23 protein-coding genes and 1 pseudogene are annotated in these 25328 nt (G+C 72.9%); 8 read left to right on the top strand and 16 right to left on the bottom strand.

The features are described from left to right. Position 1: 1 nt before the first annotated feature. Positions 2–355, top strand: a complete 354-nt coding sequence (locus tag RMN57_RS22135; protein ID WP_313765076.1) for a cupin domain-containing protein — start codon at positions 2–4, stop codon at positions 353–355. Between the two features lie 36 nt (positions 356–391). Here RMN57_RS22135 and RMN57_RS22130 read toward each other — a convergent pair whose 3' ends face one another. After that, on the bottom strand, positions 392–1666 hold the full coding sequence (locus RMN57_RS22130) for an extracellular solute-binding protein (protein ID WP_313765075.1): 1275 nt from the start codon (positions 1664–1666) through the stop codon (positions 392–394). Between the two features lie 313 nt (positions 1667–1979). On the opposite strand from RMN57_RS22130, the gene RMN57_RS22125 reads away from it, so the two are divergent. Both RMN57_RS22125 and nagA read left to right on the top strand, forming a co-directional pair. Further along, positions 1980–2927, top strand: a complete 948-nt coding sequence (locus RMN57_RS22125; RefSeq protein ID WP_313765074.1) for an ROK family protein — start codon at positions 1980–1982, stop codon at positions 2925–2927. Then, positions 2927–4099 carry an N-acetylglucosamine-6-phosphate deacetylase gene (gene nagA / locus RMN57_RS22120; protein ID WP_313767911.1) on the top strand — a complete coding sequence of 391 codons (1173 nt, stop codon included), beginning with the start codon at positions 2927–2929 and terminating at the stop codon, positions 4097–4099. Before RMN57_RS22125 ends, nagA begins: the two co-directional genes overlap by 1 nt. A 68-nt stretch (positions 4100–4167) precedes the next feature. Here nagA and RMN57_RS22115 read toward each other — a convergent pair whose 3' ends face one another. Then, positions 4168–5145: a hypothetical protein gene (locus RMN57_RS22115; RefSeq protein WP_313765073.1), complete on the bottom strand. Its 978-nt coding sequence runs from the start codon at positions 5143–5145 to the stop codon at positions 4168–4170. A 154-nt stretch (positions 5146–5299) separates the two neighbouring features. After that, positions 5300–7091 (bottom strand): annotated as a pseudogene (locus tag RMN57_RS22110) (diguanylate cyclase domain-containing protein). A gap of 359 nt (positions 7092–7450) precedes the next feature. Between RMN57_RS22110 and RMN57_RS22105 the strand changes: the two are divergent. Then, positions 7451–7987, top strand: a complete 537-nt coding sequence (locus tag RMN57_RS22105) for a flavin reductase family protein (RefSeq protein WP_313765072.1) — start codon at positions 7451–7453, stop codon at positions 7985–7987. A gap of 24 nt (positions 7988–8011) precedes the next feature. Here RMN57_RS22105 and arfB read toward each other — a convergent pair whose 3' ends face one another. Then, on the bottom strand, positions 8012–8446 hold the full coding sequence (gene arfB, locus RMN57_RS22100) for an alternative ribosome rescue aminoacyl-tRNA hydrolase ArfB (protein ID WP_313765071.1): 435 nt from the start codon (positions 8444–8446) through the stop codon (positions 8012–8014). A 68-nt stretch (positions 8447–8514) separates the two neighbouring features. Between arfB and RMN57_RS22095 the strand changes: the two genes are divergently transcribed. Both RMN57_RS22095 and RMN57_RS22090 read left to right on the top strand, forming a co-directional pair. Beyond that, complete coding sequence (locus RMN57_RS22095) at positions 8515–9012, top strand: hypothetical protein (protein WP_255751988.1); 498 nt, start codon at positions 8515–8517, stop codon at positions 9010–9012. 124 nt (positions 9013–9136) lie between these two features. After that, entirely contained in the window at positions 9137–9712 is a 576-nt protein-coding gene (locus tag RMN57_RS22090; protein ID WP_313765070.1) for a TerD family protein, read from the top strand. A gap of 164 nt (positions 9713–9876) precedes the next feature. Here RMN57_RS22090 and RMN57_RS22085 read toward each other — a convergent pair whose 3' ends face one another. From RMN57_RS22085 to RMN57_RS22055, 7 genes are all read right to left on the bottom strand, one after another. After that, a complete protein-coding gene (locus RMN57_RS22085; protein WP_313765069.1) occupies positions 9877–11064 on the bottom strand; it encodes a hypothetical protein in 1188 nt (395 codons plus the stop codon). Between the two features lie 145 nt (positions 11065–11209). Continuing rightward, complete coding sequence (locus RMN57_RS22080; RefSeq protein ID WP_313765068.1) at positions 11210–11698, bottom strand: DUF3180 domain-containing protein; 489 nt, start codon at positions 11696–11698, stop codon at positions 11210–11212. Between the two features lie 252 nt (positions 11699–11950). Next, positions 11951–12550: a 2-amino-4-hydroxy-6-hydroxymethyldihydropteridine diphosphokinase gene (gene folK / locus RMN57_RS22075; RefSeq protein ID WP_238861181.1), complete on the bottom strand. Its 600-nt coding sequence runs from the start codon at positions 12548–12550 to the stop codon at positions 11951–11953. Positions 12551–12610: 60 nt separating this feature from the next. Further along, a complete protein-coding gene (gene folB, locus RMN57_RS22070; protein WP_313767910.1) occupies positions 12611–12970 on the bottom strand; it encodes a dihydroneopterin aldolase in 360 nt (119 codons plus the stop codon). 244 nt (positions 12971–13214) lie between these two features. Continuing rightward, the gene (locus tag RMN57_RS22065) at positions 13215–13697 is read right to left on the bottom strand and encodes a nuclear transport factor 2 family protein (RefSeq protein WP_313765067.1); all 483 of its coding nucleotides are present in this window, start codon (positions 13695–13697) and stop codon (positions 13215–13217) included. Positions 13698–13763: 66 nt separating this feature from the next. Next, positions 13764–14630: a dihydropteroate synthase gene (gene folP, locus RMN57_RS22060; protein WP_380237329.1), complete on the bottom strand. Its 867-nt coding sequence runs from the start codon at positions 14628–14630 to the stop codon at positions 13764–13766. Between the two features lie 92 nt (positions 14631–14722). Continuing rightward, positions 14723–16558: a phosphatidylglycerol lysyltransferase domain-containing protein gene (locus RMN57_RS22055; protein WP_313765065.1), complete on the bottom strand. Its 1836-nt coding sequence runs from the start codon at positions 16556–16558 to the stop codon at positions 14723–14725. A 374-nt stretch (positions 16559–16932) separates the two neighbouring features. On the opposite strand from RMN57_RS22055, the gene RMN57_RS22050 reads away from it, so the two are divergent. Both RMN57_RS22050 and RMN57_RS22045 read left to right on the top strand, forming a co-directional pair. Continuing rightward, a complete protein-coding gene (locus RMN57_RS22050; RefSeq protein WP_313765064.1) occupies positions 16933–18093 on the top strand; it encodes an alpha/beta hydrolase-fold protein in 1161 nt (386 codons plus the stop codon). Between the two features lie 135 nt (positions 18094–18228). Beyond that, positions 18229–19017, top strand: a complete 789-nt coding sequence (locus tag RMN57_RS22045) for a ferritin-like domain-containing protein (RefSeq protein ID WP_313765063.1) — start codon at positions 18229–18231, stop codon at positions 19015–19017. 43 nt (positions 19018–19060) lie between these two features. Here RMN57_RS22045 and folE read toward each other — a convergent pair whose 3' ends face one another. From folE to RMN57_RS22020, 5 genes are all read right to left on the bottom strand, one after another. Continuing rightward, on the bottom strand, positions 19061–19666 hold the full coding sequence (gene folE, locus RMN57_RS22040; RefSeq protein WP_030309924.1) for a GTP cyclohydrolase I FolE: 606 nt from the start codon (positions 19664–19666) through the stop codon (positions 19061–19063). Between the two features lie 111 nt (positions 19667–19777). Next, entirely contained in the window at positions 19778–21835 is a 2058-nt protein-coding gene (ftsH, locus tag RMN57_RS22035) for an ATP-dependent zinc metalloprotease FtsH (RefSeq protein WP_313765062.1), read from the bottom strand. Between the two features lie 236 nt (positions 21836–22071). Then, entirely contained in the window at positions 22072–22626 is a 555-nt protein-coding gene (gene hpt, locus RMN57_RS22030; RefSeq protein ID WP_030059589.1) for a hypoxanthine phosphoribosyltransferase, read from the bottom strand. Between the two features lie 69 nt (positions 22627–22695). Beyond that, a complete protein-coding gene (gene tilS / locus RMN57_RS22025; protein ID WP_313765061.1) occupies positions 22696–23823 on the bottom strand; it encodes a tRNA lysidine(34) synthetase TilS in 1128 nt (375 codons plus the stop codon). Between the two features lie 309 nt (positions 23824–24132). Further along, a complete protein-coding gene (locus tag RMN57_RS22020) occupies positions 24133–25314 on the bottom strand; it encodes a zinc-dependent metalloprotease (protein ID WP_313765060.1) in 1182 nt (393 codons plus the stop codon). Positions 25315–25328: the final 14 nt, after the last annotated feature.

Below are 25328 nucleotides of genomic sequence, written 5' to 3'. Positions count from 1 at the left end.
CATGACCGCCACGACGCCCAGCTTCGCCCTGCACATCCCCGCCGCCGAGCTCGAACCCGACCCGCTCGACCCGGCCCAGATCGTCTCCGGAACCCCCGAGGTCTCCGGCCGCGTGCTCTCCGAGTCCGCCGACGGCCGCCAGCTCCGCGGGATCTGGCAGATCACCCCGGGCGTGGTCACCGACGTGGAGGCCGACGAGATGTTCGTGGTGCTCAGCGGCCGGGCCACCATCGAGATCGAGGACGGCCCGACGCTCCACGTCGGCCCGGGCGACTGCGGCGTCCTGCGCGCCGGGGACCGCACCACCTGGACGGTCCACGAGACCCTCCGCAAGGCCTACGCGATCAGCCTCTGACGCTGACCGCGCAGCCCACGATGGCAGCTCGGGTCCTCACTTTCGGACTCGGGCTGCTTCCTTCACCGCGGCCTCCTGCAGCCCCTCCAGCACCTGCTTGGGGTCGCCGGTCACGGCACCGCCGATGCCCGTCTTGATGCGGTTGCTGACCTCGGCCCAGGCCGGGTCCCCGAACGGGTAGAAGCTGGCGCTGGCCAGCCCGGCCGCGAACTGCTTCAGGTCCTCGTGCCGGCCGCCGCCCCTGGTCATCTCGGTGAAGGCGTCCTGGGTGACCGGCAGCAGGTTGTAGGCCTCGTCGAACTTGAGCTGGTTCTCCTTGGCGTAGACGAAGGAGAGGAACCTGCGGATCTCGTTCTTGTGCCCGTTGGCCTTGAACGCCATCATCCAGTCCGCCACGCCGAGGCTGGCGGTCTTCGCCAGGCCGTCCTTCCGCGGGATCGGCGCCGTGCCGAAGTCGACCTTGGCGTTGGCGGCCATCCGCAGCAGCGTCGGGTGCCCGTTGAGCATCGCCACCTTGCCGGCCGCGAAGTCGGTGAACACCGGGGTGCGGTTCATCCTGCCCGGCTCGGGGTACGTCAGCTTCGTCTCGACCAGGTTGGTCCGCAGCCATCCGAACGTGGCCTGGTTCTGGGCACTGTCGATGGTGTAGTTGCCGACGTCGTCGGAGAGGCTCCCGCCGCCGCTCAGCGTCCACAGCATCGACTCGGCCGGCGCCTCCTCGGGCCCCAGCGGCAGCCCGTACGGCACGACCCCGGGTACCTTCGCCCGGATCTTCTCGGCAGCCTGCCGCAGCTCGTTCCAGGTGGCCGGCGGCTGGGTGATGCCGGCCTTCTGGAAGATCGCCTTGTTGTAGAAGAGCACCCGCGAGGAGGAGACGAACGGGATCCCGTACTGCGTGCCGAGCACCTGCCCGGCGTGGCTGAACGACTCCAGCATGTTGGCCTGGGTGTCCAGCGAGAGCACGTCGGCGACCGGGTAGAGCCGGTTCGCGGCGGCCTGGTCGGCGAAGCCGCCGGTCTGCACCAGGTCGGGCGACTTGCCGCTGCCCACCAGGTCGGCGACCCGCTTGCCGATGTCCGTCCAGCCGACCACCTCGACGTCGACCCTGATGCCCGGGTTGGCGGTCTCGAAGCGGCGGGCCACGTCCTCCCAGTAGAGCTTGGAGCTGGTGGCGGCGTCCTCGCCGTAGTCGGCCGCCACCAGCTTGAGGGTGACCGTCCGGTCGCCCTGGCCGCCGCAGCCGGTGAGCAGCAGCGCTCCGGCCAGCGCGGTGCCGAGCAGCCGGGTGGGGGCCTGGGCACGCCTGTTCAACGCGGGTACCGCCTTCGGGGGGAGGAAACCGGCCGGACGGGGGGAAATCCGGCGGGCAGGCCGCCACCCTGCCAAACCTCCGGCACAGTGGTCCAGACCTCCGGGCGGTACCCGGCAGGTAGTTACCGAAGTGCGGGGGTCGTTGCGCGATGCGCAACGACCCGGCTCCGAACCGGGGCGAACCCGGCCGTGCGGGGCGCGCGCAAAGTGCCGCACACCACATGGATCTGCGACAAAGCTCACCCCAGTTGGACCAGACCAATCCGACAACTGGACTAGACCTCTCCGACCTGGCCAAGGGAAACTGTCCTCCGTGAAGCACGTCATCGCACTCGATGTAGGCGGCACCGGCATGAAGGCCGCGCTGCTCGCCCAGGACGGCTCCGTGCTGTTCGAAGCACGCCGACCGACCGGGCGGGAGCACGGCACGGAAGCCGTCGTCGCCGCCATCCTCGACTTCGCCGCCGATCTGGCGGACGAGGGCCGCAGCCGCTTCGGCGTCGCGCCGCTGGCGGCGGGGGTCGCCGTCCCGGGGACGATCGACGAGAAGAACGGCGTCGCGGTCTTCTCGGCCAATCTCGGCTGGCGGGACCTCCCGCTGCGCGAGCTGCTGGGCGCGCGCCTGGCCACGCCGGGCGGCGCGGCGATGCCGGTCGCCCTGGGCCACGACGTGCGCTCGGGCGGCCTGGCCGAGGGCCGCCTCGGGGCCGGGCGCGGTGTCGACCGCTTCCTGTTCGTCGCCCTCGGGACCGGCATCGCCGGCGCCATCGGCATCGACGGCCGGATCGAGGCCGGCGCCCACGGCTACGGCGGCGAGATCGGCCACGTCGTGGTCCGCCCGGGCGGACCGCCGTGCGGCTGCGGCGCCCGCGGCTGTCTGGAGACCCTCGCCTCCGCCTCCGCCGTCTCCCGCGCCTGGGCCGGGGCCAGCGGGGACCCCGACGCCGACGCGGCATCCTGCGCCGTCGCGGTGGACGCCGGGGACGCCCGCGCGGTCGCGGTCTGGCAGCACGCGGTGGACGCCCTCGCGGACGGGATCGTGCTCGCCCAGAGCCTGCTCGACCCGTCCACCGTGATCGTCGGCGGCGGGCTGGCCGAGGCCGGCGACACCCTCTTCACCCCCCTGCGCGCGGCCGTCGCCGAGCGGCTGACCTTCCAGATGCCCCCCGAGGTCGTACCCGCCATGCTCAAAGACACCGCCGCATCCCTGGGCGCCGGACTGCTCGCCTGGGACCTGCTCTCGATGGAGGTGGCCGCGTGATTGCCGCGGATCGTACTGCACTGTCCGGCGCCCGGTTGGTCCTGCCGTCCGGGGTGGTCGAGGACGGCCGTCTGGTGGTGGAGGGCGCGGTGGTGGCGGGTGTCGGCGGTCCGGTGGTGCCGGGGGACCTCGATCTGTCGGGGTTCACGGTGGTGCCGGGGTTCGTGGACCTGCACGTGCACGGTGGTGGTGGTGCGTCGTACGCGTCGGGGGTGGCGGAGGAGGCGCTGCGGGTGGCGCGCACGCATCTGGAGCACGGTACGACGACGACGATGGCCTCGACGGTGACCGGGGAGATCGACGAGGTGGCGCGGCAGGCGGCGGTGCTGTCGGAGCTGGTGGAGGACGGCGTGCTGGCCGGGATCCACTTCGAGGGGCCGTTCATCTCGCACAACCGGTGTGGTGCGCATCGTCCGGACCTGTTGCGGGATCCGGATCCGGCGTTGGTGCGCAAGCTGGTGGACGCGGCGCGGGGGCGGGCGCGGATGGTGACGTTGGCGCCGGAGCTGCCGGGTGGGCTGGAGTCGGTGCGGATGCTGGCGGAGCTGGGGGTGGTGGCGGCGGTGGGGCACACCGATGCGGACTACGGGCGGACGTTGGAGGCGGTGGAGGCGGGGGCGACGGTGGCGACGCACCTGTTCAACGCGATGCCGGGGATCGCGCACCGGGCGCCGGGGCCGATCGTGGCGTTGTTGGAGGACGAGCGGGTCACGGTGGAGCTGATCAACGACGGGGTGCACCTGCATCCGTCGGTGCTGGATCTGGCGTACGGGACGGCGGGGGCGGCCCGGGTCGCGCTGATCACGGACGCGATGGGGGCGGCGGGGATGGGTGACGGGCTGTACCCGCTCGGCCCGCTCCAGGTCGAGGTCAGGGACGGCGTCGCCCGGCTGGTCGAGGGCGGCGCGATCGCCGGTTCGACGCTCACCCTGGACGTGGCCTTCAAGCGGTCGGTCACCGTCAACGGGCTGACGCTCGGCCAGGCCGTCGAATCGCTCTCCGCCACTCCGGCGCGGTTGCTCGGCCTCGCCGACCGGGTCGGCTCGCTGGAGCCCGGCAAGCAGGCCGACCTGGTCGTGCTCGACTCCGCGGGCTACGACCTGGTGGCCGTGATGCGCAGCGGCGAGTGGATCGTCGGCGGCGACGCGTTCGCCCCGGTCGCGGCGGCCTGACGCCCCGACGGCGACGGCCGCCCGTCCCCTGGTGGGGACCGGGCGGCCGTCGCCGGGTGCGGGGCGGATCAGGACGCCTCCACCACCACCTGGTCGATCAGGATCGTCCCGCCGGCCGGGCCGGAGATCGTGATGGTGTTCGACCCCGCCTGCAGCGCCGGCGTTATGTACGTCGTGTACCAGGAGGAGGCGGGCTCCTTGCCCGGCGAGTAGTTCCGGAAGGACAGCCCGCTCGGCCAGTCCTTGCCGTTCACGCTCGCCGCGGCCTTGACGTCGCCGCCCGGGTTGTTGAAGTGCACGGTGAACTTGTACGTGCCGGCCGCGGCCACCTCGCCGGTCCAGCTGACCGACCCGCCCGGCTGGAGCGTCAGGTAGCCGCCGTCCGCCGACTTGGCACCCTTGACGGTGTTCCCGGACGGCGCGTTCTGGCCCTGCAGCTGCGCCGCGTCGACCGCGCCCAGGGCGGACGCCCCGGAGGCACCCGCCGACGGCGAGGCGGAGCCGGAGGCCGACGCGGTGCCGCCGGTCGTGCTGCTCGGGGCCGGCGGCGCGGCGGTCTGGGTGGCGTTCTTGGCGCTCTTCTCGCCGCCGTCCTGGTCCCCGGTGGACAGCGCGATGCCCGCACCGATCGCGATGGCCGCGACCACCGCCACCGCGCCGATCACCGCGCCCTTGCTCCGGCCGCTACTCGGCCGCTCCTCGCCCGGCTGCGGGCGGGAGTGCTCGGCGTACCGGGCCTGCTGGGTGGGCGCGCCGCCGAACTCGGCCTGCGGCGGGTAGGGGCGGCCCTGCGGGTGGCCCGGCTGCTGCGGCGGGTACGGCTGCTGGCGTTGCTGCGGGTAGGGGTGCTGCCCGTACTGCGCCCGGCCGACCTCCATCGGGCGGCTGTACGGCGTACGCGGCACGCCCTGCTGCGGCTCGGCCGACTGCGCGGCGCTGCCGTCGGCCGGGCGGTAGAGGTAGCCGAAGGGGTCGTCGTCCTGCGGGGCACCGCCCTCCGGGCCCTCGGGCACTCCGTTGCTGCCGGCGGTCGTCACGGTGGTCAACTCCCCCATCGCGGTCGCGCCGCCTGGCAGCCGTGCCGGCGGCGCTCCTGGTGTCGCTCGTACCCGGGCACCCTACCTGCCGCCCCGGGTCCTTCGAAAAGAACCCTTGACAACTCGCCGGTAGCTTTGTCCGGGCGCGGCGCCGGAGCGTGCCCTATCCGGCCCGCCGGTGCGAGCGTTCACCGCGGGCTCCGCGCACCGCGCCGCCCCGGGCCCGCTTCTCGTCGTACATCCGCTCGTCGGCGGTGTGCAGCACCTCTTCGATGCTCATCCCGCAGCCCGCCCAGCCGATGCCGAGGCTGACGCCGACCCGCATCGCCCGGCCGTCGATCCGCATCGGCGGGATGATCGCGTTGCGCAGCCGGTGGGCGAGGTCCTTGGCCTCCTCCCGCCCGATGCCGTCGGCGAGCACCACGAACTCGTCGCCGCCGAGCCGGGCCACCGTGTCGCCGTCCCGGACGGCCTGGCTGAGCCGGCGGGCCACCTCGACCAGCACCGCGTCACCGGCGTTGTGGCCGAACCGGTCGTTGATCGACTTGAACCCGTCCAGGTCACAAAAAAATGACGGCGAGGCCCTTGTCCGCCGGTGCTGCCCCGCCCGAGCGGAAGGGGCCGGACCAGACGTCGCCGGCGGCGGCGTGGTCGGCCGGGACCACCGCGTGCACGTGCTCGCCGTAGCCGAGCGGGCCGTCGGTCACGGCCGGCGGCGGGTAGCCCTCCGCGCCGTAGTGGTGCACGGGCTCGACGCGCAGCTCCGCACCGTCCGGGCCGTCGAACCCGGCGTACGGGTCCGCCTGGTAGCCGCCGTACGGCTGCGGGTGGGCCCCGTCGCCGGGCCCGGCGACGGCGCCCGCGGTCTGCGGCTCGGGACAGAGCCGCCGGGCCAGCCGAGCCTTCAGCTCGGCGCTGTTCGGGAGGCCGGTCAGCGCGTCGTGGCTGGCCCGGTGGGCGAGCTGCAGCTCGTGCCGCTTGCGGTCCTCGATGTCCTCGACGTGGGTGAGCAGGAAGCTCGGCCCCTCCGCCGCGTCGGCGACGATCGAGTTACGCAGGCAGACCCACTGGTAGCCGCCGTCGCGCCGGGACAGGCGGAGTTCGGCCCGGCCGCTCTCGGCGCTGGTGCGCTCCAGCAGGGCCCGGTCGTCGGGGTGGACGAGGTCGGCGAAGCTCTGCTGGCGCAGCACCGCCCGGGGGCGGCCGAGCAGCCGGCAGAGCGCGTCGTTGACCCTGGTCAGCTGGCCGCGCCCGGCGCCGTGCAGTTCGGTGATGGCCATCCCGCTGGGCGCGTACTCGAAGGCCTGGCGGAAGCTCTCCTCGCTGGCCCGCAGGGCCTGCTGCTCCTTCTCCAGGCGGGCCAGCGCGCGCTGCATCTCGGCCCGCAGGCGGGCGTTGCCGATCGCGATCGAGGCCTGCAGCGAGAACATCTCCAGTGCCTCGCGGGTCCAGGCCCCGGGCCGCTTCCCGCTGCGCGGGCGGTCCACCGAGAGGACCCCGAGCAGGTCGCCGCCGGCGCTGTACATCGGGGCGAGCAGGCCGTCGGCGGGGTGCCAGTCGTTGGCGTAGACGGGCATCGGACCGTCGCCGATCCAGCGCGGGATGTCGCTGGCCACGGCCCAGCCGCGGTCGTAGGGGAGGAAGCGGAGCGTGCCCCAGTGGTCGCTGACGCCGAGCAGCCGGTCCCAGGACTCGCGCGAGCCGACCTGCCCGAGCAGCACGGAGGGGCCGCCCATGGCGCTCTCCTCCAGCTCCCAGACGGCCGCCACCACCAGGTCGCCGTCCGGCCGGACCAGGCTCACCGCGGCGGCGTCGAATCCGAGCCCGTGCACCGCACCCTCGACGACGGCCTGCAGCGTGCCCGCCAGGCTGCGGGCAGCGTTGAGGTCCGCCACGACCCGGTGCAAGGTGCGGAGGGTCGCGAGACGGACGTAGGGCTCCGACTCGGCTTCCATGCGGGGGCTCCCCGGCTGCTTCGGATAGTTCTTGAATGGTTATCGTCCGATTGCCAGAAGAACTGAATCACAGGGAGCACAGCGTTCGGCACGCTCGGTCAGCAATAGGCCGTCACTTGTGACTTAAATCACACGAGACTTATGCGCCTTTATTCAGCTCATCCGCCCCAGAGTGGGACACAAGGCTTTATCGGAACATTTCCGGTGGTCGGCCGCATTGGTCGGGCGCTGAAGCCGCCTGGCGGCCGGCAGGCCCCCTGCCTTCACTCCTGGGGGTGAGCGCGGCCGGGAACCGTAACTTCTGCGCCGCTGGTCCTACGACCACGGCCCGATGCCGTTCACGGCCGGCGCCGACTACCGTGCGGTACGTGTACTCGTCCCCGCAGCCGGAAGCTGCCACCCAAGCCACGCCCGATGAGTTCCGGGCGGCACTCTCCCAGCTCGCTTCGGGCGTGAGCCTGGTAACCGTCCACGACCCGGACGACGGCGAGGACGTCGGCATGACCGCGACGTCGTTCCTGTCCGTGTCGCTGGAGCCGCCGCTGGTGCTGATCTCGGTCCGCGAGGACTCCCGGATGGACGAGGTGCTCTCCCGCGCCGAGACCTGGGCGGTCTCGCTGCTCTCCGAGGAGCAGAAGGCGCTCGGCTCGCGGTTCGCCATGAAGGGCCGGCTCAGCGACCGGCTGCTGTTCGCCGACGCACCGCACCACCGCGGCCCGTTCAGCGGGGCGCCGCTGATCGACGGCGCGCTCGCCACCGTCGAGTGCCGCACCGAGCAGCGGATACCCGCCGGCGACCACACCCTGCTGCTGGGCCGCGTCCTGGAGGCCGTGGTGCCCGACCCGGGCGGCCGCCCGCTCCTCTACTTCCGCGGCGGCTACCGGCAGCTCGGCTGAGCCGCCCGCCGCTCCGGCCGGCGGCTACTCGCCGCCGCGCGGCGACCGCCGCCCCTGCTTGAGCTCGGAGCGGTGCCGCTTGTTGGACAACCGCCGCTCGACCATGCCGCGGCTGGGCTTCGTCGCCCTGCGGGCCTTCGGCGGCGGCGCGGTGGCCTCGCCCAGCAGCGACGCCAGCCGGGCCGCGGCGACCTCGCGGTTGCGCCACTGCGAGCGGTGCTCGGAGGCGCGCACCACCAGCACCCGGCCGTCGACCAGGCGCCCGGCCAGCCGCTCCAGGGCGCGCTGCTTCCACACCTCGGGCAACGCCTCGGAGGCCGCCAGGTCGTAGCGAAGCTCGACCTGGGTGTCGGAGGTGTTGACGTGCTGGCCACCGGGGCCGGAGGAACGCGAGAAGCGCCAGACGAGCTCGGCGTCGGGGACGACCACCGACCCCCGTACGCGGATGGGCTCGGGCATGCGTCCATCATCCCGTGCCCCGGTGGCGCCGGTCACCCGGTTTATCCCCGGCGCCCGCAGCCCCGACAATGGCCTGTGTGATCGAGCTCGGCTACTCCCTCTCCAACCGCTTCCCGGACCCCCCGCAGACCGACTACCGGACCGCCTCGGTCCAGGCGCTGCGGTACGACCTCTTCTGCGGCGACGTCTACCTGGAATCCGACGGCGCCGAGGTGTCCACGGCCTGGGGGTGGGTGCCGGTCCTCGACTTCGCCTGGGCGCTGTGCGACATCGCCGAGCAGCTCGACCGGGATCCGGACGGCAGCCGCTCGGCCCGGGTGCAGACCGCCGACCTCGACTTCACCCAGAACACCGAGCTGCTGCGGTTCGCCCGCCGCTTCAACTGGGTCGAGGTCAGTGCCACCTGGCTGCCGGACGAGGAGCCGGTCGTGGTCCGCCACAGCGACCTGCGGCGCGAGGCCCGCGACTTCCTGCAGGACACCCTGGCCGACCTCTTCGACATGCACCCCGATCTGGCCGACAATCCCAACGTCTGGTCGCTCCAGGGCCGCTTCCGGAGAATCTGACCCGCCGTCCACCGGTCGTTGCCCGATCCGGCCGCGACCCCGAGAATCTGCCGGGGAGCGTGGAACCAAGCCCGGGCTCTCCCGCGTTATCCCGGGCACAAGCAACGAAGGGACAGCACACACCATGCCAGTGAGCCTCTCCAAGGGTGGCAACGTCTCGCTGACCAAGGAGGCCCCCGGCCTGTCCTCGGTCACCGTCGGCCTCGGCTGGGACGTCCGCACCACGACCGGTGCCGAGTTCGACCTCGACGCCAGCGCGATCGTGCTGAACGCGGACGGCAAGGTGCTGTCCAACGGTCACTTCGTCTTCTTCAACAACACCAGCACCCCGGACAACACGGTCGTCCACACCGGTGACAACCGCACCGGCGAGGGCGCCGGCGACGACGAGGCGATCAACGTCAACCTGGCCGGCCTGCCGGCCGAGGCCGTCAAGATCACCTTCCCGGTCTCGATCTACGACGCCGTGGCCCGGTCGCAGAACTTCGGCCAGGTCCGCAACGCCTACATCCGCGTGATCAACGCGGCCGGCGGCGCCGAGATCGCCCGTTACGACCTCTCCGAGGACGCCGCCACCGAGACCGCCATGATCTTCGGCGAGCTCTACCGCAACGGCGCCGAGTGGAAGTTCCGCGCCGTCGGCCAGGGCTACGCCTCCGGCCTCGCCGGCATCGCCCAGGACTTCGGCGTCCAGCTCTGACGCGGCTCCACCGCGCGAAGCGCCGGCCCCAGGGGCCGGGCGCTTCGCCGTTTCCCGGCCCGGAAAGGGCCACGGCGCGGGGAGCCTGGTGGCTCCCCGCGCCGAGGTGGTGAGGGATCAGCGGGATCAGCGGGATCGGCGGTCGAGGGACCGGCGGGACGGGGTCAGCGCGAGGCGCGCAGCTCCGGGAGCTGGATCAGCTCGGTCTCGTCGTCCGGCGTCAGGTCGACCACCTCCGGGGTGGTCTCCTCCGTCGCGCGGTCCGGGGCCGCGGCCGACGCCTCGGCCCGGTCCCCGTCCTTCGCCCGGTGCTGCGCGGCGACCGCCTCGTCCCCGACCACGTCCGCCAGGTCGGCGCGCTCGCCGAGCTCGGCGACGCTGCCGACGGCCGGTGCCGGGGCCGCGGGCCGGGCCGCCGCGCCGGAGGTGCGCCCGAAGAAGCTGAAGTTGCGGCCCGCCCCGGGCTGCGCCGGACGCAGCCGCTGCCGCTCGACCGGCGCCACGGGCACGGTCGGCGTGCCGCCCAGCTGACCGACCGTCGCCGTCAGCGCCGGCCGGACCGGGGCGGCGGGAGCCGCCACCGCGGGCTTGGCCGCCGCCGGAACGGGCACCGCGGGGGCCGCCGGAGCCGGAGCCACCGGAGCCGGAGCCACCGGAGCCGGGGCCGGGGCCGGAGCCGCCGGGGCGAGGGCCGCCGGCGCGGGAACGGCTGGCGCGGGCACCGCCACGGGCGCCGGCGCGGCCGCCGGAACGGGCGCCGTCCGGGCACGCAGGGCGAGCTCCGCCCCGGCCGCGCGCTGGCGCTGCTCGTGGGCCGCCGCGGCCCGCCGCTCCAGCTGCCGCAGCACGGACGCGGCCCGCACGAACGCGGCCGGGCTGGCCGGGTACTTGGGGCGGCTCGCCGCGAGCGTCCGCTGGGCCGCCTCGACCTCCTTGAGCGCCTGCTCGGCGACCATCACGGCACGCTCGCGCAGCAGCCGGGCGATCTCCGTCTCGGCCTTCGCCAGCCGCGACTTCTCCGCCGTCAGCCGGCGCCCGAAACGGGTGGCCCGCTCCTCGGCGACCTCCGCCGCGTACTCGGCCTCGGCGAGCTGCTCCTCGAAGCGCTCCTCGGCCCGCAGCCGCTGCGCGACGGAGACCTCGGCGGCCGTCCGGGCGGCCCGGTCGCGCTGGCGCAGCAGCACCGCGATCCCGAGCGCGGCGAGCACCGCCGCGACGCCCATCGAGCGGACCAGGATGGTGTCCTGACTGAACAGCAGCGCGGCCACCGCGGCGACGATGAGCACGCCGGCCGCAGTGGGGGGAAGGACCCGGCCGAGGAAGGAGGAATGACGGTGGCGTCCGCGAGACATGCCAAGAAACTAGCGTGCGAATTGGGGCCGTGTCAGCCCAGGGTCGGCTTTGGCCCTTGACACCGCCGAAGCGGTACCGCTCGTGTCGGGGCCCTCACCCGTGATCACCGCCGGCCCCGCCGGCCGGCGGGGGGAGCGCACGCGCTCAGCGGTGCGTGGCCGCCGGACCGCTCGGGTCGTCGTGGTTCTCCGGCAGCTTGCAGACGTGCTGCAGCCAGAGCGCCGCCGCGATCACCGCGGCACCGGCCAGCACCGCGAAGCCGGCCGTGACGGCCTGGTCCTTGCGGGCCGGCACGTCGAGCTCGCCGAGCAGGTAGATCCCCGCGCCCGCGTAGATGCCGGTGACCACCGCCGCGACCAGCGCGCTCGCCTGCCCCAGCACCACCGCCCGGGCCGCACCGATCGGGTCGACCCGCTTGGCGCCGGGCTGCCGCTCGCGCGCCGCCTTCAGCCGGGAGCGCAGCGAGATCGCCGTGGCGAGCAGGATCACCGCCACCGCCGCCAGTACCACCGGGGCCGCGCCGGGGACGGCGGGCAGCGTGTCCAGGGAGGCCCACAACTTGGCGCCGGCCCAGGACAGCGCCGTCATCGCGGCGGTGATGCCGACCAGCAGGCGGAGGCGAAGCAGCTTCACTCGGACGTGGTCCTTCCGGGTACCAGGGTCGGGCGGCCGGGGCCCGCTCCCCGGCCCGGCGGGCGGGAGGCGCCCCGGGTCCGGCGGCGGGCGGGGGCTGGGTACGACGGCGCCAGGCCACCGTACCGGGCCGGCCCCGACGGGCACCCTCGTGCGGGCCGGACACCTACTCGTACGGCCGGGCCCCCGCCCGAGTTCCCGGGGCCCGCTCCCGGGCTCCGTTCACCCCGGGCGGGCCCCGGCCGTGCGGTCCTACTCCGGCAGCGTCAGCCGGATGTCGTCGCGCCGGCGGACGCCCTGGGCGTCCGCGCCGCCGAGCGCGTCCAGCAGCGCGCCGACCCGCCCGTGGCCGGGCAGCTCGGCCTCCGGCTGGGCGTCCAGCCAGGGGGCGAGCACGAACGCCCGCTCGTGCGAGCGCGGGTGCGGCAGCAGCAGCTGCGGGTCGTCGCTGGTGACGCCCTCGTAGGCGAGGATGTCGACGTCCAGGGTGCGCGGGCCCCAGCGGACGGTGCGGACGCGGCCGAACGCGTCCTCGATCGCGTTGCCGCGCTCCAGCAGGTCGTGCGGGGGCAGCGAGGTGCGCAGCACCACCACCGCGTTGTAGTAGTTCGGCTGCTCGTCCGGACCGCCGACGGCCTCCGTCTCGTACACGGCGGAGACGGCCTTGATCCGGAGCCCGGGGGTGTCGGCCAGGGCGTCCACGGCACCCTGGAGGGTGTCCAGGCGGTTGCCCAGGTTGGAGCCGAGGGCGATCACCGCGCAGCGCTGGCCGTGCAGCGTGGTGTCGGCCGAGTCCACCCGGCGCTCCAGGTCGAACGTGCTCGGCGAGGCGGTCGGGTCGCTGGTGCTCATCGGGCGTCCTCTACAGCAGGAAGGGGGGCTTGACGGCGGGAACGGGGCGCACGGCAGCGGTCATGCGCGGCCCCGGTGGATGGTCACGGTCACGTCGTCGAACGGCACGGTGATCGGGGCGTCCGGCTTGTGCACGGTCACCTCGACCTCCTCCACCGCCGCGTGCTTCAGGCACTGGTCGGCGATGCGCTGCGCCAGGGTCTCGATCAGGTCCACCGGCTCGCCGGCGATGATCGCGGTGACCTCCTCGGCCACGATGCCGTAGTGCGCCGTGCGGGTGAGGTCGTCGCCGGACGCGGCGGGGCGGGTGTCCAGGTACAGCACGAGGTCCACCACGAAGGTCTGGCCCTCGACGCGCTCACGCTCGAAGACGCCGTGGTGGCCCCGGGCACGCAGACCCCGCAGGGTGACGCGGTCCAGCAAACGAATCACTGCTCCCAGTCGGACGGACCCTGCCCGGACGAAGCGGGCAGGCAGGGCGAAGGCGGGCATCGCGCCCGCCACTCCGTTTCGAATCTACCTGCGAGCGCGGACAACGCCTGACCGTCCTACCCGGCACGAACCTTCGCCACGCGCACCGGAATGGCGATTGACGTGAACGTTCGGTGACCGTCCGGAAATTCCCGGGCGACCGTCGGTAGCCCATTTCCCGACGGTCCCCGGATCAGTCCTCGTCGTCCTCGTCGCCGCTGGTCAGCACCGGTGACCCGTGGTGGGACCAGAGCTTCCAGCCGGCCGGGGTCCGGCGGAAGAGATTGGTCGAGACGACCTTTCCGCCGACCAGCGGACCGAGCTCGCCCTCCTCCTCCGCCTCACCACCGGAAAGGATGTTCTCCGTGCACGTGACAAGAGCCACATCACCGTGCACCTCGGCCTCGACGTCGGTCAGGATGAACTGGATGTACTCGGTGTTCGCCATGATCAGCATGTACGAGCGGGTCACCTGGGCCCGTCCGCGCAGCACCGGCCAGCCGGGGTGCACGCACACCACGCCGCCCTTGTCGTCGGCCTCGGCGGCCCCCAGCCAGGCGTCCTCGACCGCCTCCAGATCGCCGTTCTCCAGCGCCTCGTAGAGCGCCCGGTTGGCCTCCAGGACGGCCTCCAGGTCCGCCTCCCGGGCCCGCTGTCCCGCGGTCTCTCCGCTCAACCTGCCGTCACCTGCCACAGACCCTCCCGTCTCGCCCTCCGTGCCCGCCGTCGGGCCGGAGGGTCCCTACCGGGCCGCGCGCTGCCAGGCCGCGACCACCCGCACGGCGTCCGCCGTGCCCGACACGTCGTGCACCCGCACCGCCCAGGCCCCCGCCTGCGCCGACAGCACCGACACCGCGGCGGTCGCGTCGTCGCGCTCCCGCGCCGGACGCAGCTCCCCGGTTTCCGGGTCGGCGAGCAGCGTACCCAGGAACCGCTTGCGCGATGCGGCGACGAGGACGGGACGGCCGAGCCCGGTGATCGCGTCCAGCCGGCCGAGCAGGGCCCAGTTGTGCGCGGGGGTCTTGGCGAAGCCCAGGCCCGGGTCCAGGATCAGCTGCTCCTCCTTGACGCCGGCCGCCAGCAGGGCGTCCACCCGGGCGGTCAGCTCGGCGACCACGTCGGCGACCACGTCGTCGTACACGGCCAGCCGGTCCATGTCGGCGGACTGCCCGCGCCAGTGCATCACCACGAAGGGGACGCCGGTCTCGGCCACCACCCGGGCCATCGCCGGGTCGGCCAGCCCGCCCGAGACGTCGTTGACGATCCGGGCGCCGGCCGCCACCGCCTGCTCGGCGACCGAGGCGCGCATGGTGTCGACGGAGACCACCACCCCCGCGTCGGCGAGCTCGCGGACCACCGGGAGCACCCGGCCCAGCTCCTCCTCCTCGGGCACCCGCGCCGAACCGGGGCGGGTGGACTCGCCGCCGACGTCCACCAGGTCCGCGCCGCGGGCCCGCAGCGCCAGGCCGTGCGCGATGGCGCGGGCGGGGTCGTGCCACATCCCGCCGTCCGAGAAGGAGTCGGGGGTCACGTTGACGACGCCCATCACGGCGCAGCGGTCGAGCCGCGGCAGCCCGGCCGGCAGGGAGAAGGACAGCGAATCGCTCATAAACCCCATTATCGAACCGGACCCCGGCCGGAGGACTTCCGACCGGGGTCCGGTGCGTGGTCGAGCGGCGCGCGGCCGTGGCCGCGCGCCGGTCAGGCGGCCTCGGTGACCTCCGGGCGCGGGGCCGGCATCAGGCCCTCGCGCTGCGGCTTGCGGCCGAAGCGCGGCATGCCGAGCGTGATGAAGGCCTCGGCCTGCATCGCGGCGAAGCCGATCCGGGGCAGGTCCCGGGTGTTCGGGAAGACCAGGAAGCGCGGCTCCCACTCCGGCTGGAACTTCGCGTTGAACTTGTACAGCGACTCGATCTGGAACCAGCGCGAGAGGAAGACCAGGAGCCCGCGCCAGGCGCGCAGCACCGGGCCGGCGCCGATCCGCTCGCCGCGCGCCAGCGCGGAGCGGAACATCGCGAAGTTGAGCGACACCCGGCGGATGCCCATCGCCGGCACCGCCTGCAGGGCGGCCACGATCAGCAGCTCGTTCAGGCCCGGGTCGGCGGCGCGGTCGCGGCGCATCAGCTCCAGCGAGATGCCGTCCGGCCCCCAGGGGACGAAGTGGAGCACGGCCTTCAGGTCGTCGCCCTCCTCGCCCTCCTCCGGGGCCTTGTGCGCGGTGACCACGACGCAGGCGTCGTCCAGCGGGTCGCCGAAGCGGCCCAGCGCCATCGAGAAGCCGCGCTCGGTGTCGGTGCCGCGCCAGCGGGCGGCCGCGTCGGCGATCCGGTACTTCTCCTCCAGGGTCAGCTCGGAGACCCGGCGCACCTGGCAGGAGTAGCCGTTGCGCTCGATCCGCTTGACCATCTGGCGGACGTTGCGCATCGCCCGGCCGGAGAGCGAGAAGCTCGCGGTGTCGACGATCGCCTCGTCGCCCAGCTCCAGCGCGTCCAGGCCCGCCTCGCGGGTCCAGACCTCGCCGCCGACCTCGCTGCAGCCCATCACGGCCGGCACCCAGGCGTGCTCGCGGGCCTCGGCCATGAAGGTCTTGATCGCACCGGGCCAGGCCTCGACGTCGCCGACCGGGTCGCCGGAGGCAAGCATCACGCCGGAGACCACCCGGTAGGAGATCGCGGCCTTGCCGGAGGGCGAGAACAGCACGCTCTTGTCGCGGCGCAGCGCGAAGTAGCCGAGCGAGTCCCGCTCGCCGTGGCGGTCGAGCAGGCCGCGGACCTTCTCCTCGTCCTCGGCGGTCAGCTCCGGCTTGGGCTTCTCCGGGCGCAGCGCCAGGTACGCGGTGGTGAGCGCGGTGATCAGGCCCATCCCGCCGAGCAGGTAGGCGACCAGGTCGGAGACCCGGTCCGAGCTGTAGCCGAGCGGTCCTTCGAAGCCGAACAACCCGTACCCGACGTGCTCCAGCCGGTGGAGCAGGCTCGGGTCGCCGAGCTCGTACTTGGTCCGGGTGGAGACGATCAGCAGGCCGAGCAGCACGCTGACGGTGCCCATCACGACCAGGTTGACCAGCGCCCGCCAGCGGGTCCGCGGGTCGGCCTTGGCGTAGAACTCGCGCCGGTGCACGAGCATCACCACGAAGAGCACCAGCGAGACGACCGCCGGGCCGATCTGGTGCCAGCGCAGGACGTGCAGCGCCACGCCGATCGGCAGCAGCACGCAGACCGCCCGCCAGGCGCGCCGCTTGCGGCGGCGCAGGGCGTGGGCGAGCAGCACCAGCAGCAGGCCGACCATCAGGGTCCCGGCCGCGGCCAGGGTGGTGGTGCCGCCGGGCAGCTGTCCGGCGAAGGTGTGCACCTTGGTGTGCCGGAGCTTGGGGAACACCGCGCTGGCGATGTCCACCAGACCGATCAGCAGACAGGCGTAACCGACCGCGCCGGGGAGCCAGGCCCTCGGTACGGCGGCCGCTTGGGTACGAAGCGTCTGCAGGCCGCGGCGACGCGGCGGCTGCTCGGGGCTCGGCTCAACGGACACGGGAACGCTCATGGAAGCTCAGCGTAGAGGCTGCGGTGTGCAGTCCTGCCACTCCGGAGGAGGAGTTGTGAGGGACCTTCATGCCTTTTCCTTCATCAGGCAATGCGCACACCAAGGAACGGGAAACGGTCGGTAAACCGGCCCCGGGTGGGCGCTGCGATTGAGCCGTGGGTGGGAGCCGAAGCCCCGTGCCGCGTGGCGCGACGAGCCCCTGCGTACGCGGTACGTACGGTGGACGCCGCATTCTAGGGCGCCGGTTGCGCCGACCCCTCCTCGCCCTCCCGCCCCGCCCCGGCGCCCGGACAGCCTAGCCGCGATGGCCGCAGCTGACGGACCGCCAGACGATGAAGCCTGCACCGACAGTGTCCCACCGGAAGGCCGACGGCATGGAACTGACCAGCGACGCGCTGGTGAACTCGCTGCTCGCGCTCGGCGCGGCGGCCCTGCTCGCAACACTCTGGCTCTGGCCGCGGCTGGCCCGCCAGCGCCCCCTGCCGGTGCTCGGCCGGATCGGACTCCTGACGGTGACCCAGGTCTCGGTGCTGGCCGTCCTCGCGCTGTCGGTCAACAACTCCTTCGGCTTCTACACCTCCTGGGACGACCTCTTCAGCCCCGGCGGAGCCAAGCTGGCCCTCACCAGCAACGAGAACCACCACGGCGGCACCCCGGTCTCCGACGCGCCGATCCAGCCGACCGACGAGGGCGACCTGGAGAGCATCACCGACCTGCCGAAGGGTCCCCCGGAGGAGGTCGGCAAGATCCAATCGGTCCGGGTCACCGGGAAGGAGACCGGCCTCTCCGACCAGATGTTCGTCTACCTGCCGCCGGAGTACTTCGACCCGAAGCTCTCCATGGTCCGCTTCCCCGTGCTGCTGGCGCTCTCCGGCTACCCCGGCACCACCCAGCACCTGGTGAAGGAGCTGGCCCTGCCGCAGACCGCCTGGGAACTCCGCAAGGCCGGCAAGCTGACGCCCTCGATCATCGTGATGGCCCGCCCGGCCGTCGTCGCGCCGCGCAACACCGAGTGCGTGGACGTCCCCGGCGGGCCGCGCACCGAGACCTGGTTCGCCAAGGACGTCCCCGACGCACTGCGCGCGACCTACCGGACCAGCCGCTCGCCCTCCTCCTGGGGCGTGCTCGGCTACTCGACCGGCGGCAGCTGCGCCCTGCGGCTGGCGATGCGCTTCCCCGACGTCTTCGGCAACGGGACGGGCATGCACGGCGACTTCAAGGTGGTCGAGGACCAGTTCACCGGCGACAGCCTCTTCGGCGGCGACCGGGCGCTGGCCGACCGGAGCGACCTCTCCTGGCGGCTGCAGAACCTCCCGGCGCCGAACCTCTCGCTGATGGTGATCAGCACCCGCAAGGAGACCGACTACCCCGACACGGTGAAGTTCGTCGACCTCGCCGAGAAGGTGGCCGCCACCAACCCGCAGTTCAAGGTCGAGTCGCTGTACCTGGACGACGGGGGCCACAATTTCGACAGCTGGGTGCGCGAGCTGCCCGCCGCCCTGGAGTGGATGAGCGCCCGGCTGACCTGGAACTGAGCGGCGGCGCGACGGCCGGACGGGCCGCCGGTCGGGTGATTACCGGCCGGTCGGCGGGCCGCCGGCACACCGGGGGGAACGTATCGCGGCCGTGGCCGAACGGCCGCACCGCCCCGGATCCGAGCAGGAGGCCCCATGCTCAGTACTCGATCGCTCTTCGACGAGATCTACCGGAACGACGAGGCCTACCAGCTGTTCTGCAGCATCGCGGCCGGCGGCGAGGACCAGGGCGGCTGGGAGAACGAGCGGATCACCGCGCTCACCCGGGACCCGGTGCTCGCCCCCAAGATCGCCCGGCACGGCGCCGACGAGCGCAAGCACGGCCGGATCTTCACCCAGCTGCTCCACAAGCGCGCCCTGCCCAAGGTGGCGGTCCCCGCCGACGCCGACTACTGCATGCTGCTGGAGCGCCAGGGGGTCGGCCTCTCCCACGAGCGGCTCAACAGCGAGGTGCCGCTGACCGAGCGCGAGATCATCACCTATCTGGCCCACAGCCGGGTCACCGAGCAGCGCGCGGCCGAGCAGATGCGCCAGCTGGTCAAGGTCTACGGGGACAACCCGGACCTCGGCCGGGCGATGCGGATGATCTCCGCCGACGAGGACAACCACCTCGCCTACTGCCACGAGGAGCTGCTCCGCTACACCGCCGAGGGCCACGGCCCGTACATCCGGCACACCCTGGAGACCAGCGCCCGCGGCGAGATCCGCACCCACCGGGACGTCGGCCTCGCGGTGACCTCCCGGATGGCCCGGATCCTCCGGTGGCCGCGCTGGCAGCTGGCCGTGGTCACGGCCGGCGTCCACACGCTCTACCTGTACGACCGGGCCATCGGCTGGCGGCGGATGGTGAAGCTGCGGATGCCCGAGCGCCGCAACGCCCTGGGCACCCCGGCCCCGCCGCACGCCGAGCACGAGGTGCTCTGAGCCCCCGGGCGCCGAGCAGCCAGGCCGCCCGGCGCCCCGCGCCTCAGCGCCCGATGATGAGGCTCATCGCCTCGGCCCGGGTGGCGGGGTCGCGCAGCTGGCCGCGCACGCAGGACGTGATGGTCTTGGCGCCCGGCTTGCGGATGCCGCGCATCGACATGCACATGTGCTCGCACTCGACCACGACGATCGCCCCGCGCGGCTCCAGGATCCGCATCAGCGCGTCCGCGACCTGGCTGGTCAGCCGCTCCTGCACCTGCGGGCGCCGGGCGTAGACGTCGACCAGCCGGGCCAGCTTGGACAGGCCGGTGATCTTCCCGCTGGTGGACGGGATGTAGCCGACGTGCGCGACGCCGCGGAACGGCACCAGGTGGTGCTCGCAGACGGACGTCAGCTCGATGTCCTTGACCAGCACCATCTCGTCGTGGCCGAGGTCGAAGGTGGTGGTGAGGACGTCCTCCGGCTCCTGCCAGAGGCCCGCGAATATCTCCTTGTAGGCCCGCGCGACCCGGGCGGGCGTCTCCAGCAGACCCTCGCGGTCCGGGTCCTCCCCCACGGCGAGCAGCAGCTCGCGAATGGCGTTCTCGGCCCGCTTCTGGTCGAAGGTCCCGACGGCGGGCGGACCGTCGAGCGTCACCGGGTCGATCATGCGGGCCTCGCTTACTTGTGGGACTACGTGGGCTGAACAGCACGGATGCCGCGCCTCCAGGGTACAAACCCCGGTGACGCGGCATCCATTCCGTTCCGAACGGTGGGCGGCTCAGCCCTCCGTGGGCGGCTCCGTCGGGAGCGGCGGGAGCTTCACCACGTCGACCTGGGCGGCGTCGGTGGCGGCGGTCGCGGCGCCGTTGGTCAGCGCCAGCTCCTTCGGCGACTGGACCGGCGGGCGGGTGGACGGCGTCCGGCGGGCGGATCCCGTCCAGGCCGGCCGGGCCGGGCGCTTGACGATCGGGGCGAAGATCTCGGCGATCTGCTCCTTGTTGAGGGTCTCCTTCTCCAGGAGCTCCAGGACCAGGTTGTCGAGCACGTCGCGGTTCTCGACCAGGATCTCCCAGGCCTCGTTGTGCGCGTTCTCGATGAGCTTCTTGACCTCTTCGTCGACCAGCCCGGCGACCTCTTCCGAGTAGTCGCGCTGGTGACCCATCTCACGGCCCAGGAACGGCTCGGAGTTGTCACTGCCGAACTTGATCGCACCCAGGCGCTCGGTCATGCCGTACTGGGTGACCATGGCCCGCGCGGTGGCGGTGGCCTTCTCGATGTCGTTCGAGGCGCCCGTGGTCGGGTCGTGGAAGACCAGCTCCTCCGCCGCGCGGCCGCCCAGCATGTACGCCAGCTGGTCGAGCATCTCGTTGCGGGTGGTGGAGTACTTGTCCTCGTCCGGCAGCACCATGGTGTAGCCGAGGGCCCGGCCGCGGGACAGGATGGTGATCTTGTGCACCGGGTCGCTGTTCGGGCACGCCGCCGCCACCAGGGCGTGGCCGCCCTCGTGGTACGCGGTGATCTTCTTCTCCTTGTCGGACATGATCCGCGTGCGCTTCTGCGGACCGGCCACGACGCGGTCGATCGCCTCGTCCAGGATGCCGTTGTCGATCAGCTTCTTGTCCGAGCGGGCGGTCAGCAGAGCGGCCTCGTTGAGGACGTTCGACAGGTCCGCGCCGGTGAAGCCGGGGGTGCGCTTGGCGACGGCCGAGAGGTCGACGTCCGGCGCGATCGGCTTGCCCTTCTGGTGCACCTTGAGGATGTCCAGGCGGCCCTGGAGGTCGGGGCGCTCGACCGCGATCTGACGGTCGAAGCGGCCCGGGCGCAGCAGCGCCGGGTCCAGGATGTCGGGGCGGTTGGTCGCGGCGATCAGGATCACGCCGCCCTTGACGTCGAAGCCGTCCATCTCGACCAGCAGCTGGTTGAGGGTCTGCTCACGCTCGTCGTGGCCACCGCCGAGGCCCGCACCGCGGTGCCGGCCGACGGCGTCGATCTCGTCGACGAAGACGATCGCCGGGGCGTTCGCCTTGGCCTGCTCGAAGAGGTCGCGGACGCGGCTGGCGCCGACGCCGACGAACATCTCGACGAAGTCCGAGCCGGAGATCGAGTAGAACGGCACGCCGGCCTCGCCCGCGACGGCGCGCGCCAGCAGGGTCTTGCCGGTACCGGGCGGGCCGTAGAGCAGCACGCCCTTGGGGATCTTGGCGCCGACGGCCTGGAACTTGGCCGGCTCCTGCAGGAACTCCTTGATCTCGTGGAGCTCCTCGACCGCCTCGTCCGCACCGGCGACGTCCGCGAAGGTGGTCTTCGGGGTGTCCTTGGTGAGCAGCTTGGCCTTGGACTTGCCGAACTGCATGACGCGCGAGCCGCCGCCCTGCATCTGGTTCATCAGGAACAGGAAGACCAGGACGATGATCACGATGGGCAGCATCGACAGCAGCAGGCTGACGAAGGTGCTCTGCTTCTCCGGGCTGATGGTGTAGCCCTCGGGAAGCGTGTTCTGGTCGTTGTCGTTGATCTGCGCCTGCAGCTTGTCGGCGATGCCGACACCCTGGTCGCCGATGTACGAGGCCTGGAACTTGCTGCCGGACGGGGTCTTGCCCGTACCGGCGTCGGACAGCTTGGCGCCGTCCTTCAGCTGGATCTTGATCGTGTTCGAGTCACCAGTGGTGATCTGCGCCGACTTGACCTGCTTGGCGTCGATCGCTGCGACGACCTGCCCGGTGTCCACCGTCTTGTAGCCGTTCGAGTCCGAAACGACCTGCATCAGCACGATGACGGCGAGGACGGCCAGCACGATCCACATGATCGGCGCACGGAAGTATCGCTTGACGTCCATCCATGCGGGGCGTTGCCGCCCCGTCCCTCCTGCCACTCAACGGCGCCGCGGGGCTTTGGCCGCCGGCGCATCCGGTCTGTGCTCATGTGAAGAGCGGTTTATTGGACCGTACCGCAGTCCACCCCACCAGTGGCGGGAGCACAGCGGCACGACGTGTTTCCATTTCCCCCCGTCCAACGGGCGGGAACGGCGTACTGTTCCCGCCCGTAGCCCGAACGGGGCTCGCGGACCGTGCCTCAGCCGCCGTAGACGTGCGGCGCGAGGGTCCCGATGAAGGGGAGGTTGCGCAGCTTCTCCGCGTAGTCGAGGCCGTAGCCGACCACGAACTCGTTGGGGATGTCGAACCCGACGTACTTGACGTCGATTTCGACCTTGGCCGCGTCCGGCTTGCGCAGCAGGGTGCAGACCTCCAGCGAGGCCGGTCCGCGCGAGCCCAGGTTGCCGAGCAGCCAGGAGAGCGTCAGGCCGGAGTCGATGATGTCCTCGACGATCAGGACGTCCCGGCCGGCGATGTCGGTGTCCAGGTCCTTGAGGATCCGGACGACGCCGGAGGACTTGGTGCCCATCCCGTACGACGAGACGGCCATCCAGTCCATGGTCACCTGCGAGTGCAGGGCACGGGCGAGGTCGGCCATGACCATCACGGCCCCCTTGAGGACGCCGACGATCAGCAGGTCCTTGCCTGCGTAGTCCCGGTCGATGCGCTCGGCCAGCTCCAGGAGCTTGGCGTCGATCTCGTCCTTGCTGATGAGCACCTTCGCGAGGTCAGCGCCCATGTCGTTCTGGTCCACCGGGGATACGTCCTCAAACGTTCGGGGTCTGGATGGCCGGCGACCGACGCCCCCGGACATGCCTGCCCGTCAGTCGCCCTGCCGCCGAAAGACCAGCGTGCCACACCTGCGGGTGGCTTCGACGCCCCCGGGTAGGTGCAAAGGCCCCTGGCCGCGCCATCCGGTGACCAGCAGGTCGATCGTTTCGAGGTGGCGCGCGAAGAGGTCCCCGGCCGGACAGCCCGCCCGCAGCGCGGCCCGGCGCAGCACCCGGCGGCGCACCGCGGGGGGCAGTTCGGCGAGTTTCACGGCGTCCAGGGTGCCTTCGCCCGTCCGGAGGTCGCGCTCGGCGAGCGAGGCCCACTGGTCCAGCGCGTCGGCGTCGTCGCGGAACAGCCGGGCGGTGCGGGCCAGCGCCTCCACCACGCCGCCGCCGAGGTGCTTCTCCAGCACCGGCAGCACCTCGTGGCGCACCCGGGAGCGGGTGTAGGCCGGGTCACAGTTGTGCGGGTCGTCCCAGACCGGGATCGCCTGGGCGGAGCAGGCCTGCCGGGTGGCGGCCCGGTCCAGCTCCAGCAGCGGGCGCCGGTAGCGGCCCTTCTGGGCCGGCATGCCGGCCAGCGAACGGGAGCCGGAGCCGCGGGCCAGGCCCAGCAGCACCGTCTCGGCCTGGTCGTCCCGGGTGTGGCCGAGCAGCACGGCGAGCGCGCCGTGGCGCTCGGCGGCCTCGTCCAGCGCCGCGTAGCGGGCGTCCCGCGCGGCCGCCTCGGGGCCGCCGGCCCGGCCGACCCGGACCGGGATCGCCTCGACCGGGTCGAGCCCGAGCGAGCGGAGCCGCTCGGCCACCTGCGCGGCGCGGTCCGCGGAGCCGTCCTGGAGCCCGTGGTCGACGGTGACGGCGCCGATCCGCAGGCCGATCTTGGGGGCCTCGAAGGCGGCCGCGATGGCCAGCGCCATCGAGTCCGCGCCGCCGCTGACGGCGACCAGGACCAGCGGCGAACCGGGCGCGGCCGGGGTGCGCGGGAGCCCGGAGGGGTGGCGGTGGGCGTTGCCGATCAGGGTGGTGCCGGCGGCGGCGCCCACCAGCGGCGCCCCGCTCGGGCGCTCGCGGGGCTCGCGCACGGGCGCGGTGAAGGTGGTACCGGCCTCTGCGGCGAGGTCGGTGAGCGTGCGGCGTACGGCCAGGCGTATCGCGGCGACAGCGGGGTGTGGGCCCACGGCGGACGGCTCCTTGGCGGAGGGGACGGGACGGCGGTGGGCGCGGCGGGGACCGCGCATCCGTGAGCGCCGCGTTACCGGGCGCTCACAGATGGTGGCAGAAAGGAGGCACCCGCTACGCCACCCGCGCCACCGGTACGACCACCGTCCCACGTTCGGGTGAATGGAGAAACGTATCTTCACCCGCCATCTGCACGACTGGACCACTCGTACGAACGGGATTGACCGCTGCCGACCGGTGGACGGGCGGGACCCGACCCGGTCGGGCGCGTCGCCCCGAGCGGGCGGATCGCCCGGCCCGCGGGCGGGTTACCTCCCGACGCGGGCGACCCAGGCGGCGGGGTCGTGGATCTCCTCCTTGGTCGGCAGCGTGTTCGGCGACGTCCAGACCCGGTTGAAGCCCTCCATGCCGACCCGCTCCACCACGCCGCGCACGAAGACCGCGCCGTCCTGGTACTGGCGGAGCTTGGCGTCCATGCCGAGCAGCCGGCGCAGCACCAGGTCCAGCCGGTTGGCGCCGCGGTCCCGGCGCTGCTGGAACTTCTCCCGGATCTCGGCCACGCTCGGCACCACCGCCGGGCCGACGCCGTCCATCACCACGTCCGCGTGGCCCTCCAGCAGCGACATCACGGCCGTCAGCCGGCCCAGGATCTCGCGCTGGGCGGGCGACTGGACGATCTCCAGCAGGCCGGTCGAGGCCTGCCCGGACTCGCCGCGGCCGCCGAGACCGGGCAGGCCGCCGCCGAGCGAGCCGGCGGCGTCCCGCAGCCGGTCCAGCAGGGCGCCCGGGTCGACGTCCGTCTCGGCGAGGAAGGACTGCACCTCGGACTGGATGTGGTCGCGCAGCCAGGGCACCGCGGTGAACTGGGTGCGGTGGGTCTCCTCGTGCAGGCAGACCCAGAGCCGGAAGTCGGCCGGGTCGACGTCCAGCTCGCGCTCGACGTGCACGATGTTCGGCGCCACCAGCAGCAGCCGGCCGGGGCCGGGCCCCTCGGGGCCGAGCCGGGGCTTGTCGAAGAGCGCGGCCGGGCTGTCCGGCGCCTCCAGCGAGGGCTCGGCCGGGGCGAAGGTCTCGTACTGGCCGAGCACCTTGGTCGACAGGAAGGCCAGCAGCGCGCCCACCTCGATGCCGGTGGCCTTCTCCCCCACCGTGCCCAGGACACCGGCGGTGGCGCTGTTGGCCCGGCGGGCCTGCAGCTTCTCCACCAGCGGCTGGACGACCGTGCGGAACCCCGCCACGTTGGCCCGCACCCAGCCGGGGCGGTCCACGATCAGGACCGGGGTCGCGGCGGCGGCGGCGAGGCTGCTGGAGCGCATGCCGGTGAACTCCCGGACGTGCTCCTCCGCCTCCAGGGCGTGCCGGCGCAGCTCGGCGACCACCGCCGCCGCCTCGGCGCGGCTCACCTCCGGCCCCGGCCGCACCAGCCTGGTCGCGGTCGCGACCGCGAGATTCCAGTCGACCATGTCGGCACCACCGCTCGCGCTCGTCATGCCCTCACCGTACG

Source organism: Kitasatospora sp. CM 4170, from assembly GCF_032110285.1.
Taxonomy (GTDB): domain Bacteria; phylum Actinomycetota; class Actinomycetes; order Streptomycetales; family Streptomycetaceae; genus Kitasatospora; species Kitasatospora aburaviensis.
This window is presented reverse-complemented; position numbering and strand designations above follow the sequence as displayed.